This is a genomic window from Nonomuraea sp. NPDC003214 (genome assembly GCF_053590035.1).
The window spans coordinates 1-13585 of the sequence record NZ_JBSFSX010000037.1; the positions used below are offsets into that span (position 1 = coordinate 1).

General features: G+C 63.1%; 9 protein-coding genes and 1 pseudogene. 6 read left to right on the forward strand and 4 right to left on the reverse strand.

The features are described 5' to 3' along the window. The first annotated feature begins 303 nt into the window (after positions 1-303). Positions 304-678: a hypothetical protein gene (locus ACWDXC_RS45060; protein WP_449993200.1), complete on the forward strand. Its 375-nt coding sequence runs from the start codon at positions 304-306 to the stop codon at positions 676-678. 6 nt (positions 679-684) lie between these two features. On the opposite strand, the gene ACWDXC_RS45065 is transcribed toward ACWDXC_RS45060, so the two are convergent. Beyond that, positions 685-978: a hypothetical protein gene (locus ACWDXC_RS45065; RefSeq protein ID WP_449993202.1), complete on the reverse strand. Its 294-nt coding sequence runs from the start codon at positions 976-978 to the stop codon at positions 685-687. Between the two features lie 2 nt (positions 979-980). Continuing rightward, a complete protein-coding gene (locus tag ACWDXC_RS45070) occupies positions 981-2744 on the reverse strand; it encodes a hypothetical protein (protein ID WP_449993204.1) in 1764 nt (587 codons plus the stop codon). 223 nt (positions 2745-2967) lie between these two features. Between ACWDXC_RS45070 and ACWDXC_RS45075 the strand changes: the two genes are divergently transcribed. Further along, on the forward strand, positions 2968-3720 hold the full coding sequence (locus ACWDXC_RS45075; protein WP_449993206.1) for an AAA family ATPase: 753 nt from the start codon (positions 2968-2970) through the stop codon (positions 3718-3720). A gap of 919 nt (positions 3721-4639) precedes the next feature. Here ACWDXC_RS45075 and ACWDXC_RS45080 read toward each other — a convergent pair. Then, entirely contained in the window at positions 4640-6004 is a 1365-nt protein-coding gene (locus ACWDXC_RS45080) for a tyrosine-type recombinase/integrase (RefSeq protein WP_449993207.1), read from the reverse strand. A 467-nt stretch (positions 6005-6471) separates the two neighbouring features. After that, positions 6472-7326, reverse strand: a complete 855-nt coding sequence (locus ACWDXC_RS45085; RefSeq protein ID WP_449993209.1) for a pentapeptide repeat-containing protein — start codon at positions 7324-7326, stop codon at positions 6472-6474. A gap of 884 nt (positions 7327-8210) precedes the next feature. On the opposite strand from ACWDXC_RS45085, the pseudogene ACWDXC_RS45090 reads away from it, so the two are divergent. From ACWDXC_RS45090 to ACWDXC_RS45105, 4 genes and pseudogenes are all read left to right on the forward strand, one after another. After that, positions 8211-8792: pseudogene (locus ACWDXC_RS45090) on the forward strand (IS110 family transposase); the annotation flags it as partial. Positions 8793-8884: 92 nt separating this feature from the next. Next, positions 8885-10237 carry an IS256 family transposase gene (locus ACWDXC_RS45095; protein WP_449993211.1) on the forward strand — a complete coding sequence of 451 codons (1353 nt, stop codon included), beginning with the start codon at positions 8885-8887 and terminating at the stop codon, positions 10235-10237. Between the two features lie 202 nt (positions 10238-10439). Further along, on the forward strand, positions 10440-11003 hold the full coding sequence (locus tag ACWDXC_RS45100) for a transposase (RefSeq protein ID WP_449993213.1): 564 nt from the start codon (positions 10440-10442) through the stop codon (positions 11001-11003). 786 nt (positions 11004-11789) lie between these two features. Then, a complete protein-coding gene (locus ACWDXC_RS45105; RefSeq protein ID WP_449993215.1) occupies positions 11790-12599 on the forward strand; it encodes a hypothetical protein in 810 nt (269 codons plus the stop codon). Positions 12600-13585: the final 986 nt, after the last annotated feature.

The following is a 13585-nucleotide window of genomic DNA, read 5'->3' on the forward strand; positions in this document are numbered from 1 at the left end:
TCGGCCCGATCCGAGCACGAGCAGTAACCAACGACAACATCAGGGGGTCACGATTCAGACATCGTCAGGGGGTCAGAATTCGGCCGTCGTTGACACACGGAGCGGAAGAGCACCGGCTTCATCGCAGCTCGCTATAGCTGGCAAGAACGGATGTACGAGCGAGAGATGGTCGGATAAGGTCCGGACGTGCGCCATGTTGCGTATTCGAGGGCAATTGCCGCGACACTTATCTGTTTCGCGGCCTTGACGGCGTGCTCGGGCGAGTCAGAGCGGCCGACATTGGCGGAGGCATCACGGCAGCTCGTGAGCGACGGTGACGCGGTGGTTGCGGGCATCGAGGCAGGCTTGACCGAGCTGACAAGAGAACGCGCCGACCGGGACCGTGACTCGACCTGCCTCAACGATGAGGAGCAGCGCTTCTACATCGCCAAGGGGAACTTCGCGAATCCGTCTGCGGAGAGTGCGACCAACCTTGTCGGGCTGCTGAAGGGCCAGCTCATCGGCAAGGGATATTCCACTCAGGTCGTGGATAATCTCGATCTTTGGGAAGACGATGTGAGTGTCGCCGTGGTGGTCAATCCTGAGACAAGGGTGACCTTCGTCCTGCTCGCCCGCATGAACTCGACACCTAACGTCATGATCGTCGGGAAGACGGAGTGCTATCCCGTCAATACCTGAATGCAGTCACATGGGGTCAGGTACACGCGCGGCGTCTTCTCGGAGCTGCTTAGCGCGCCGGCGAAGGTTCTCGGCGGTGGCCAGGCACGAATTTTCCAGCTCGGCCAGTTCGCGTCTCAGGCGGGCCGCATGCGTGAGGTACCGCTCGGCAGCCTGCCCTTTCCAGAACGGTTCGCTGTCGCCTGGTTTGGCAGGAATGCCGTCGAAGGTGTCGGCCAGGGTCCTGGCGTACCTGACAAAGGTGGAGGCGAGCGCCTCCTTCTCAGCCGCCTCACGGAGGAGTTGGTGTTTGACGGGCATGGTCAGCCACCCCGTCTTTCCAGTGCGTCGAGCAAGGCATCGTGGACCCGACCTTCCATCGCGTCTCGCATCATGGCCGTCTCGGATGCGGTCAACGCCTTCTGCCCGTTCTCTCTGAGCGAGCGGCTCAGCCATTCGACCTGCTCGTTCACGAGGGTGCTGGCGATCGACCGGGCTGTATCTGGCGTCTTCTTGTCGAGGTAGTCCGTGATGAGGTCCTTCATCACGTCTTTGACGTCGTCGAGCCCCTTGTCCTTCCCCGTGGACGCAAGGGCACTGTCCATAGGTAGGTACTTGTTGTTGATGAAGTCGACCGGCATGAGGAGGAAGCCGGCCAGGCGGTCGGCGTACTCGTCGTCGCTCCACTCCGCATAGGTCGAGCCGGCCAGCAGCAGGTTCGTCAGCGCACCTGTTCGCTCGGCCAGGTTGATGTGCGCTTCTCGTCCGTAGTTGCTCGGATCGAAGGGATGGAAGCGCCCCATGTCCAGCTGCTTCATGTAGTCCGTACCGGCCTTCATCAACGTGTCGGCCGCGGTGGAGTCCTGCATCAGCGCGCCGAGGAACCGGGCACTCACTGTGGGGTCGAGCTTGTCCCAAGGCGCCCTGGGCTCCAAGTACGGCACCTCCGGCGAGTTCCGCTCTGCCTGGCCTCGGGCGAGCTTGTCGAGGATGGGCGTGATGTCCTGAGCCAGAACCCGGCTGATCGGCGAATCGGCGAAGGTGCCGATGCCGCCACCCACCCACAACGTGTGCTCGGATCCGATGCTGTTGATGACCGTGATCCAGGCCCGTTCCCGCATGTCGTCAGCCCCGGCGCCGGGTTTCAAGGCCCCATGCAGCGCCCTGGCCAAGGTCTCCTCGTACGCAGGAACGCCTAATGACCTGATGGTGTAGGCGTCCAGCATGACCCCGGCTTCGTTCGGATGCTCGGCCAGCAGGCGCCGGAATGCCTCCGGATTCGCCTCGTACGCCTTGGCCAGGTTGTGCAGGTTCCAGTTCGGATCGGTGGGGAAAGTGTCGGAGTTCGGTGGGCGGCTCAGCAGGTTGGTCGCCACCCGGTTGAGGAACGTGCCGGACTGCGGGGCCAGCGCGACGAGGCTGGAGAGGACGTCCGATGGGGCTGTCTCGATCATCTTCTGCCACTCGTTCCCGAGTCGCCCGGAGCTCTCAGCGGCGGCGAAGGCTCTGGCCAGCAGGCCGGGCGAGGATTCACCGGCGCGCTTGAGCGTGTCCGGGGTCAGTCCTCTACGCGCTCCCGCGGCTTGGGTGTTCATCCAGTCGCGAATCAACTTCTGGAAGGTCGTGGGACCGAGTGCGGTCAGCAGGGCTGCCGAGTAGCTCGGATCGTCGATCCTGCTCTTGAGCGCTGCCAGGGCCTTCTCCACCCCGGCCCAGCTCGGCCCGGACAGGAACTGGTCGTGGTAGTTGAGCGCAGCAGTGATGACACCCGCGTCCCGCTTGGCCGCCTCTGTGGCCTCGGTGGCGCTGTTGAAGGGGAAGGTGCCGGTCAGCATGCCCGTCTGCTGGGTCGGCACGATCCGCTTGATGGTGTCGATGCGCCACTTGAGATCCTGCTGCGACTCGTGGAAGAACCACCAGGTGCGGTGCATCGGGGCAACGCCTTCGCGACCGGCCCACTCCTCGCCCGCCTCCGCGATCGCCGCTTCGAGCCCCGGCCGTGCCCTGGCCAGGACATCCTTCCCCGCTTCCATCTGGCGGATCAGTTTCTCTGCGCCGAGGAGATCGATCCCGACGAACTCCCCCATGGCCCCTCCCCAAGGGCGTGGCTACAGATCAGGAGTCAAACACAACGGGTGCACCAAGTGAACCCGTAATACGGTGCCATATTGAAGCGGAATAGCCGATGTACGGTTAATCGCAATAAGTCCATTTATGGTGCACCATAGGCTCGATGTCCGGCTTTCGGTGCCGTCCATAGCTATTCCAAATCACGGCTCACGAGCCGTTTATGCGCCGCATGATTGACGCGTGAAGACCCACGACTCCGGTTGGTCTCGACCTCTCGAGCCCTCCGCCAGCGACATCGCTGCCGAAGTCGTCCAACAAAGCCTCATAAGCGTTGCCGCCCCTCTGGCGGACGTCGAGCCCACGCGATTCATCAGCCTCGTTATGGATGCCTGGCGCAAACGCCACCAGCAGCACAGCGTCAAGCCGGTTCTCACGCTCGTCTGCGGCTACGCCGGTTCCGGCAAGAGTGAGTTCTCCCGGTTCCTCTCCGAGGTCACCGGCTGGGCCCTCCTGGACAAGGATTCCATGACCTGCGCCATGTCCGAGCGACTGCTCACATCACTCGGCGGAGATCCCCATGACCGGCACACCGAGCTCTACCTACGCGAAGTGCGACCCTTGGAGTACCGCTGTGTGCTGGAGACCGCCTTTAACAATCTGCGGGCGGGTACCTCGGCCATCCTGTACGCGCCCTTCATCGCCGGACTGAACAGCCCCGATTGGATGTCCCGCCTGACAGACCAGGGCTCAGCCATCGGCGCGGACGTGGGCGTGATCTGGATACGCTGCGACGCCGCATCCATGCGCAAGCACATGGAGATCCGCCGAGCCACCCGCGACGCCTGGAAGCTGGACAACTGGGCCGCCTACGCCAGCAGCCTGGACACCGACAACAGCCCATCCGCAGCGCATATCAGCGTCGACAACCGGCTCGGTGCCGCGACCAGCTTGATCGATCAGACTCGCCACAGGTTGAAGCGGATCCTCGCGTGACCATGGCTCCGTTCCACGACCTTCTGAAAAGTCACGTCCCCGTACGCCGTCGAGCCGCACGCTAGCCATAGATCTGATGGCAGACCCGGTTACGGATGCGGAACATGGGACGAGACGGCGGGAACAGTCGGTCACACTTCGCGGAGATCAAGCGAGACGGTCCCTTCCTGATGTTTCCCCCAGAGTTCTTTCGGGCCGTCTTCTGCGAGCGGTTCCTCCTTCCGGCCGCAGGCGGCTCCTGCTGCCGCGCCGTACGGCTCACTGGTCCGTGGCTCCGCCCGGATCGCTTCGATCCCCCCTTCGATGCCTTGCGCTCTGACCGGGGTGATGCGGGGGGCGTCGCACGGGGGGCGGCAGGCGTGAGAGTCGGCCGCGGGCCCGGCACTGCATCCTGCGCAGTCGTGTGCGTGCGGGAGCTGGGCACCGAGGCGAGGCCGGTCTTCGATGGCGCGGTTCCCGCGCTGGGCATGCCCGACCACATCCCGAGAGCAAGGCAGGCCACGAGGCCCGCGACGAGAACCGGCTTCAGCCAGCGATCTCCGACGCCCTGAGGATGTCCCATGGGAGGTGTCGGAGTCGAGTACATCCGGGGCCAAAGATCGTCCCTCCCCAGGATCGAGGCGTCTCTATAGCTGACCGACGGCCCAGACTGCGGTTCGGCGGTCGACTCCGACTCTTCATGGAGCGTGGTGCGTCTGTGCAGCGGCAGGCCGTATGGTGGCCGTCGGCGTGGCCTGGAGCCTTCGAGCGGGGAGCGATCACCGTGCATAATCCTCCTTATTCACCGAGTGGTTGCCAGGGTGCCGCATGATTTCGAGATCCGCCGCGATCACCCAACCTGTCGCGTGTCGCCAGGGGCGTTGCCGGAGGCGTATAAGAGAAAGGCCCCAGCCGTAGCCGGGGCCGAAGTCCGGCTTCTCTATGCGTCGAGTGCGTCGTTGATCTTTCCGTTGATCTGTTCCTGCTGGCCGTCCAAGCATTTCGCGTAGACACGAAGCAGCACGTCAACGCCATGCCCTGCACGTATTGCCACCTCAGGGGCCGGGACACCAGCATTCAGCCAGAGCGAAACCGCCGCATGGCGAAGGTCGTACGGACGCGCGGCGAGCGACGAGGCCACCTGAGCGGGAGTGAGGGCGAGTTTTCGAGCTTCCTGCCAGACGTACGAGTGGGCCGAGCTGGAGTAGGTTCCGCCGGTACTGGTGCGGAAGATCCTGCCGTCCTTGGCCGTGCCGTACTCAGCGATGTGTTCGCGGAGCATGGCGACCAGGACAGGCGGGATCGGGATCTCTCGCGTCTCCTTGTCCGCGCGGTGCTTCAGGCTCCGGGACTCGTGAGTCTCGCCGGAGTTCGTCCATCGCTTCGTGCTCTGCGGTCGCGCGCGTTCCAGGACAATCAGCCCCCATCCCGACTCGGGCAGCGTGCAGTTGTTCGCGCGGAGATCCGCCGCCTCCTCCGGCCGAAGCGCTGCGTAGTAGATGCACCCGAACAGCGCCTTGAGCCGAGGGCCCCGCTTACGGCCCACCTTGGGGACTGCATCGAGGAGTCGTCTCGCCTGGACAGGGTTGACCACCGTGCGAGGATCGACGACCGTCACGGCCTTCGGGACCGTCCACTTGATCGCGTCCAGCGGGTTGCTGTTGAACACCTTCTGCTCGACCGCGTGCTCCAGCAGATGATGGAGGACCGCACGCTTACGCCGCACGGTGTTCGCCCCTGCAGGGGCGCCGGCGAAGGTAACCGAGATGGCGTCGAGGGCCGTGCGAAGAACGGGCGCCTCCCCCAAGTTCGACAGCGGTAGCGAAGCCCGCTCCAACCAGCCCAGAGCCGCGGCTTGGACAGAGGTCAGGGTGGCTCGCCGCTTCTCCGGGAGGAGCGCATGAGCCCGGAGGACCTCCCGCAGGTCTTCGGCGGATGGGCGACGCGGCGCGTCATCCACCAGAGCCGGAATGAGACTGAGGAGCGCGTACGCGTCCTTCTCGCGAGTCCTGGCGGCCGAGGTGTTCCAGCGTTGGAGGATGTACGCCTGGGCGAACTCCAGGAATGTCGGCCCCGAGGACTCCGGTGCCAGCATCGAGACTGGCAGACCGGTGGTGACGTCGAACTCCTCCCCCGCCTTGGCCGCCTGCCGCAGGTCCGACATGAAAGCGTTGGCCAGACCCTTGGTGCGGAAGCTCTTGGACTTCTGCTTGCCGGCCACCCGCCAGCGGGCGATGAAGGTAGGGGTATCACGGTCGGAGCGATGTTGAATGGCGCCGAGTTTCACGTCGTAGGTGGTGTTCACACTGCCTCCCGTCGCGAGTCGAGCCAGGCCATGAGGTCGCTCCGCCAGATGCGGAGTTCGAGGTCGGGCAGTTGAATGCAGACCGGCGCGCGACCGAGTTCCCGCCAGCGGTAGAAGACACGGCATGCTGACCGACATGCAGGTGCAGGCGTAACTCAGCGATCGTCAGGCGACGCCTATGCCGGGGATCTCTGGCTGCGAGATAATCCTCTAGCGGTTGTGCGCTGTGGTCGAAGCGAAAGATTGATCACCTCGCTCCGCACCGAACAGGCGAGTCCAGCAGATTTGATTCCTGTGCAAGCGTGGTTATCCGCGTAGCGCAAGTTGTGATCGAGGAGCTGCGGCAGGTTAACGGACACACGATGCCAGGCATGACGCTTCAAATCCTGCCCGCTGCTGCTTCGCGGCGGCCCGACAGCCTACGAGGCGATGGAAACGAGAAGAGCGCTTCGCCCTTTATAGCTGCTTCATTGACCGAACTTAGTGTCGTCATCTAGGGTGGCTTCAGCTTGAATCTCAGCTCTGGTTCGCCCAATTACGCCAGTCAAGTTAGCTGCTCGTAGGTCGACGCCATGCAGCCAAGCTTTCTCTAGATTGGTATCGCGCAGATCCGCTCCATAGAATAGACAATTATTTAGACGCGCCCACCGTAGGTCAGCATCACGTAGATTTGCAGAAATGAAACTTACTCCGCGCCCCCCGCCGTCTCCAAAATAAACATCCTGCAGATCGTTAACCCTTGCACCAACGGAGGTCAAGTCGGAGCTACGTAGGTCTGCACCCTCCATATTTGTATCGTCGATAAGCGCTTTGGTTAAACGTGCTCCACGCAGATCCGCGCCGCGTAGGTCGACTCGACTCAAAAGCGCATTGCGGAGATCCGCCCGAGGAAAGCGGACGCGAGCCAAATCCACAAGCTCAAATCCAAGGCCGACCTTGCGCTGGAGGGACTGGGCAGACTGCCATGCGGCTATCACGTCCGGAGCTACCGGCACGAGAGGCAAGCGCTCTAGCTCTTCGATGGTCTTGGCGGTGCACTGCTGGGGAAGTGCTTTCTGGTCAGGCCTCAGGGTGCAAGAGTCTCGGTTACGAACATAGGAGGTAAGTAGATTCAAAATAGTTTCACGATCTCTAGGGGATCGTGACCGATGCGTTCCAGGGCGTAAATGGCATCGAGGCGAACGTCGGAAGCGGGTGAAGCCAACTGCTCGACCGCTTTGGTGTATCTGTCGGTTATATGAGCTTCTTGCGAAGCTTCTAGAGTGCGAGATGTGTATACGAGACTGCCAGCCGTAAATACGAGACCGAACAAGATTCCCCATGTGCTAACCGTCTGGAGGCGCATGGTCCTGGTGGCCGTGATTATATCGGCTCGTTCCTTTGGGGTAAGTTGTTCAACCTCGGATTGCGTCAGAGGATGCAGTCGTCCTCTCGGGGCCTTAGAGATGCGCGAGAAAAGTAGCCGCATAAAGCCAATTGGGATGGCAAGCCCACCGAGTACTGTGAGAAAAACTAGAGAGGCACTTCTGGTAGAGAGCGGTGGAATCAGGTAATCAGGTAATGACGGAAGTACTGGGGCCCACCAATCGGGTACGGAAACAAACAGCTGTTAGCAACACCCGGGCTTGCAGGTTACGGGTCCGTCTATCCACACTCCATTTGAGCTCGATGTGTGCTAGCGCGCAACCTGGATGCGCAAGAATAGCACCGTGAGCGTCGACATGACGTGAACGTGCGGGTACCGCTCCGCCGCTTCACGTCGCTCCCCGAGGTCCCCTGCGGTACGTTCAGAGATAGCGGGCAGCCCGGATTCGGAGCTGCTGTCGGTTCGAAACCAAGATTGAAACTGCCGCGCCGCTTCCGGTGCCAATGACGGTGAGGCAGGTCACGCCCTACCGGCCGGGCCGCGTGGGATGCCTACTTCCGGTGCAGGATCTTTTGAGATCTTTCCGCTTGAGACCGGCGCCTTTGGCCAACCGGCCCGCTGGGCGTGACCGCCTCTGATAGAGCGGAAGCGAGGGCCGCTCGCGCAGGGGTATCCCTCTTCATGTCGTGGGCTGTCAGCTCTCAGCAAGGCCGGGACTGCGCGGGTGCCGAGGTCAGCAGACGGCTTATCGGATGGTAGACAACCAAGTCTTGTCATTAGCACGCCGCATGATCTCGGTGAGGACCTCTGCACGCTGCATCAGCAGACGGAGGGAACGTCATGAAGGTCTACTGCGGCATCGACTGGGCCGAGAAGCACCACGACATCGCCTTGGTCGACGAGACAGGCACGGTGATCGCCCAGCAACGCATCGCCGAATCGCCTGAGGGCTACGAGGAACTGCTGACCATCTTGGCCGAGGCTGGCGACACCGCCGAGATACCGATCCCAGTGGCCATCGAGACACCGCGTGGCCTGCTGGTCTCCCAGCTTCGCGCAACCGGTCGGCGGGTCTATGCCATCAATCCGCTCAGCGCCTCGCGCTACCGCGACCGGCACTCGGTGTCCCGCAAGAAGTCCGCCCGGCAAGACGCCGTCGTCCTGGCCAACATCTTGCGCACCGACATGGCACTGCACCGGCCACTGCCCGCCGACAGCCACCAGGCCCAGGCCATCGCGGTGCTCGCGCGCGGCCACCAGGACGCCGTCTGGCGCGTCCACCGCATCGGTAACGAGCTGCGCTCGTTGCTGCGCGAGTACTACCCGGCCTTCTTGACGCTGTTCGCGGGCCAGGATGGCGGCATCACCTGCCGCGAAGCCCGCGCAGTGCTCAAGATCGTCCCCACCCTCGCCACAGGCGCGCCGGTCGCGTCCAAGATGCGGTGTAAAAGTGAACGAGCGTAGGTTGCCGTGCTGAACCGACCAAAGTTCGCACAACGCAAGGACCTACGCTCGTGGCACGCACACTACCGCCCGTTCAGGCCATCCGCGCCGAGATCGACGCCCTGTTCGCCTCCGACCGTGACCTGGTCGAGGTCATCGAGGACGTCGCCCGGCTCGGCGCCCACCTGATCATCCAGACCGCCGTCGAAGCCGAGGTGGACGCCTTCCTCGGCCGCGCCCGCTACCAGCGCGCCACCGCCGTCACCACAGCCGGCGGCGACGAGCAGGCCCCAGTGCGGCCGGGCTACCGCAACGGGCACTGCCCTACCACCGTCAAGACCACCAGCGGCCCGATCACCATCACCCGCCCCAAACTGCGCGGCACCACCGAGAAGTTCGCCTCCCGCCTGTTCGGCACCGGCGTCACCCGCACCCACGCGCTGGAGACACTCGTGATCGCCTCCTTCGTGCGCGGCCTGTCCGTCCGCGACGTCGAAGGCGCGCTGGCCGACGCGCTCGGCCCCGAGGCCGCCCTGTCCAAGTCGACGGTCTCGACCATCTGCCAGGCCATCGTGGCCGAGTACGACGCCTGGTGCCGCGACCTGAGCACGGTCGAGCTGGACTACCTGTTCTGCGACGCCTCCCACTTCAAGATGCACGACGGCAGCCGGGCCGAGCCGATCCTGGCGGCCTGGGGCATCACCACCGCCGGCAAGCCCGTCTTCGTCGGCCTGGCCGCCGCCGCAGCCGAGTCCACCGACGCCTGGCACGACTTCCTGACCGACCTCGTCGCCCGCGGCCTGCGCCCGCCGCTGCTCATCATCTCCGACGGCGCGCCCGGCCTGATCAGCGCCGCCGAGCAGGTATTCCCCGCCTCGCTACGCCAGCGGTGTCTCGTTCATCGCGCCAGAAATGTGCTGGCCAAGGTCAGCGCCGGCGACCAGGCCGAGGTCAAAGCCGCCTACTGGCAGATCTTCGACCTCAGCGACCTCGGTGACGACGTCAAGGTCGGCCAGCAGCTCGTGGGCTGGGTGCAGCGACGTATCGACGCCTTCGCCGATACGTGGGGCAGCCGGTATCCGGCAGCGGTCAAATGCCTGCTCACCGACCGCCAGAGCCTGACCACCTACCTGCGCTTCCCGCTCGAGCACCACAAGCGCGTGCGGCATTCCAACTTCATCGAGCGCACCTTCGGCGAGACCCGCCGCCGCGTCAAGGTCATCGGCCGCTCCCCCGGCGAGACCAGCTGCGTCTCACTCGTGTGGGCCGTCCTCGACCGCGCCGCCCGCGGCTGGCGCGGCTTCACCCTGACCAGCACGGGTCTGCGCATCCTGCGAGACCTCCGCCGGGCACTGCTCGACCCGCCCGCCCAGCTCCACCCGGCCGACGGCCCGGCCTTGGCACCCGTTACTGAGGCCGCTTAAGATCCACTCACGGCACCTACCTCGTCGAGCTATTTACACCGCTCCGAGGACGCGACCCGCGGCGCGCCAACGCACCATCGCCGAACTGCGAGACGCGCTGAAGGACTGCGGCCGCATCTATCATCTACAGTCCTGGGCCGAACGCCTGCACGCCGGCTTCCAAGGCGCCTATCTGCGCCAACCAACCCCGATCGAAGAGGCAATGGGCCGGCAAGCGCTGGCGTTACTGGCCGTTCTCGATGCCGCCTGCCAAGCCGCAGCCGACCTGCACCAGGCCACCGTCACAGCCTTCCGTGACCACCCCGACCACGACATCGTCACCAGCTTCCCTGGCCTCGGCGAGCTGACGGCCGCCCGGCTGTTCGCCGAGATCGGCGATGACCACACTCGCTTCGCCGACGCCCGCGCCCTCAAGGCCTACGCCGGAGCCGCCCCGATCACCCGCGCCAGCGGACGCAGCCGGGCCGTCGTCCACCGCCGGGTCAAGAATCGCCGCTTGGCAGCTGTCGGCTACATCTGGGCTTTCGCCAGCCTGACCGCCTCGCCAGGCGCCCGTGTCCACTACGACCGCCGCAAAGAACACGGCGATCAACATTCAGCGGCACTGCGCAACCTCTACAACCGCTTCCTTGGCTGCCTGTTTCATTGCCTGACCACACGCCAGCCCTACAGCGAACGCCTCGCCTTCCCCACCGTAGCCCCTGGGGGCTCCACCGCCCCCAGACCCCCGCGAACCGCGGCAGCCGACGACGCCCAATCTCGTTGATCACAGCCCGCCGTAGCGTCGCCGGCCACCACGGACCGAGCACGTTTGACATCGCCGCCGATCGGATGTCTCGGGCCTGGCGGCCCTGCGCTCCGGGTCGGCTTGCACCGGATACGAGGGATGCTGTGGTCTGCTGTACAGCAGGGAAGTACAGCAGCGCCCCCTCACGCAGCCTGATCGTCCCGTACAGCGTCACACGGTTGAGCAGCAGTCCTGGCCCTCGACCCTCCGCTTCACTCGTAATGAAGGGATCAAGAGTTCGGTTCCCTTAGGCGACTCAAGCCACCGCTGACGCGGTGGAGGTGCCGATTCATGACGGAGAAATGAGAGCAGTCTGGAGGGGGAGAGAAGGGGGTTCTACGCCGGACGCTCACGACGAAGCAGGACGAAGTTCGCAGCAGGGGCGCGGGAACACCCGCGACCGGCCTGGTGCCAAGGTTGCCTTGACGAGGATCTATCTGGAGAATATGGGCCACTGTCGGTGCGCTTACGATCCTGGAATAGCCGTATGTTGTGTTGAGCGGGGGCATGTATGGGTTGGCGGACGGTCCAGTTTCAAACAGCGGCTCCGCCGAGTCGCGCGGTATTGTCATGGATCCGCGAGTTCGCTGCCTACACAAGGTGGCGCAGGGCTGTCACCTCGGTCGAGCGCGAGGCTGAGGACGGCAGATTCTTTGCGACATCACCATTGAGGGCAATAGCGGCTTTCTGACTGCATGGACGGATGATTTCGCCGAGATTGCCATCCAAATCGCGATAGATATCGCACCTCAGGACTCGGATTTGATGGCGATTGCTGTCGATGCTGGTAATCAGCTTCGCGATCAGCAAGTCGTGAATGAGCCCGGCGAGATCGTCTTCCTACCAACCCGGGCATCACGTGAGGGTTTTGAGCGGGTAAGAGGCGAAGCCTCGGTGGAGGCTCTACTGACGGAACTCTCGGTGCATGAGCGTCGGCTACTGACAGATTTTAAGGACTTTAATAAGGCCACTGGACCGAAGGCATGGAAGAAGCGGCAACAAATTCTGTTTGTAGCGCGAATTGATGCGCTCGCGATAATAAATTGCGCGCGGAGAATGGAGAGAATTGCTCGGGATCTACAGAGGCGATTAGGCAATAATTCGCACATAATGGCGGCTCTGCAAACATTTCGACGAAGCGCCTCTCATGTAACGGATCTACGCAATATCTCAGAGCACTTAGATGAGTATGTCGTCGGTGCCGGTAGGATTGACGGTTCGGCACGAGTTGAACCTGGAGAAGTGTTCGAGATCGCAATAGAGGGGGAAGACGTTGTTCTCGCGGCGCGCTCGCGTAGTGCCAGAATTCTAGGTGTCGCGGCGGCAGTTAGGGATCTATGTCGGTGTGTCCACCGCACAACGGAAGCTCGCTTCATGGAAATAGATTGGGCTGACGGAGTCGATTTCGACTTTGCAATTATTGAAGAGGACGGTACGGCACGAATCCTTCGTGAAGAAGAATATCCACCCGGTGTCCTCAGGGCTAAAGCCGCCATGGCCCGGACTGGCCAGAACGGCATGCCATTCTCTCAGCAAGTCCGCGAAAAATGCCCGGATTGTGACTCCCCGCTGTAAATGCGCGGACAACCGACGAAACGCGGGGGCGCCCCGCCACCAGGATCGGATCCATCTCAGCCCCCTTTCCGGCGGATGATGCCAAGATCACTAACTTCATGTACCGCGCCCCGTCCCGAGGATCGGCCCGGTATCTGCCCATGATTAGGCGACTGATGCAGCAACGCCACCTCAGCCTGCTAACGCTTTTGCTAACGACAGTCCTGGACGCCCATGGACGGGCATGGAATCCCCAGAGTATGGCGCCCACTTTGAGTAGGCGGTTGTGGACAACCATAGACGGGTTTGTGACAGCCCTGACCTTGCTACGGATAAGAAGGGAGTTCGAGTCATCTCGGTCGCGCCGACGGCGTGCGATCCTGGAGCGTGTGACGGATCGCCATGTGGTGACAATCCAGGTGACCGGCCGGCCCGCAATCTACGCCACAGCCCATGAGAACCCTTGGAAAGATGCGGTTGATCGGCGGTCGCTGCGAATGAAGTGCAGCCTCAGGACGCGCGTTTCGCTGTGCGTTTCGAGTTTCGTCTTGCCCAGGCCCGCAATGCAAACGAGGTCTGAGATCTGGACAACCTCATCAAGCCCACACTCGATGCGATGGAAGGCGTCTTTGGTACACGGGCACGGCGGGGGACTCCACAGCCTGCCGATGACAGAGTCGATCGCATCGAGGCCAGCAAGGCCCCTTCCCGGGGCTGGCGAGGACGCAGGGGCGAGGATCGATATATGGGGTATCGAGTCGCTGGACTAACGAGTCCAGGAGGGTCCATTGACTTCATGCGTAACTCATGGAGCGACAAGCCGATGCCCGGCGATCAGTACCTCGAGCATGGCGAGGGTCGACAGGGTGGTTAGGATGCTGGACACCGGGGCGAAATTTCAGGCGCAGGATACTAGTGTCATGCGCATGAAATTCGTCGGCAATATTTAGCGAGGGATTCCAGGATCTCTTCGGCGGTCTTGGTCCACACGAACGGCTTCGGGTCGT